Genomic DNA, 881 nt, shown 5'->3' with positions numbered 1-881 from the left:
GGCGGCGTCCCGGGCGTCGTGGTCGCGGCGCGCGGTGATCTCGGCGTCGAGGTCGAGGTGACCCTGCTCGATCTCGCGGCTGAGCAGCAGGCGCGCCTCCTCGGCCTCGGCCGCGATCTCGCGCCGCGTCTCGACCGCCTGGCGCTCGAGGCGCAGGCGCTCGGCCTCGCGGCGGTCCGCCTCCAGGGCCTCCGCCTCCGCGATCTCGCGCTCGAGCGCGGCGCGCGCGGTGACGGCCTCGAGCTCCAGCTGGTCGCGCGTCGCCCGGGTCTCCCGCTCCAGGCGCTCGGTGCCCTGGGCGATGTCGCGGGCGAGGTCCGTGCGCGCCTCCTCGACGTCGCGCGCGAGGTCGGCCCGCGCGGTCGCCACCTCGAGCTCGAGCGCCTCGCGCGTCTCGACGATCTCGCGCTCCAGCGCGGCGCGGGTCTCCTCCACGTCGCGGTCGAAGGCGGTGCGCTCGGCGTGGATGCGGCGGTCGAAGTCGTCGCGCGACGCCTGGACCTCGCGGTCCCAGTCGGTGCGCGCCTGCTCGATCTCGCGGTCGAGGTCGGCGCGGGTCTGCTCCTCGAGCTGCGTGAGGGCGATGCGCCGGGTCTCCTCGTCGAGCCGCAGCCGCTCCTCGGTCTCCCGGACGTCGCGGTCGAGGTCGGCGCGCTCCTCGGCGACCGACTCGTCGTGCCGGGCCCGGGCGTCGGCGAGCTCGCGCTCGAGCGCGCCGCGGGCGAGCACTGTCTCCCGGGCGAGGTCGGCGGCGTCGCGGCGCGCCTCGTCGGTCTCGCGGTCGACGCGGGCGCGGAGCTCGGCGACCTCGCGGGCGGCCTCGGCGCGCTGGGCGTCGGTCTCGCGCTCGGCCGTCGCGCGGAGGTCGGCGACCTCGGTGC

The 881-nt window shown here is 78.2% G+C and carries 1 pseudogene; it reads right to left on the bottom strand.

The features are described 5' to 3' along the window. Positions 1-881, bottom strand: a pseudogene (locus DZG00_RS15880) (hypothetical protein); the annotation flags it as partial.

Source organism: Clavibacter lycopersici (assembly GCF_003576405.1).
GTDB lineage: Bacteria > Actinomycetota > Actinomycetes > Actinomycetales > Microbacteriaceae > Clavibacter > Clavibacter lycopersici.
Note: the sequence above shows the minus strand (reverse complement) of the source record. Positions and strands in the feature narration are given on the sequence as shown.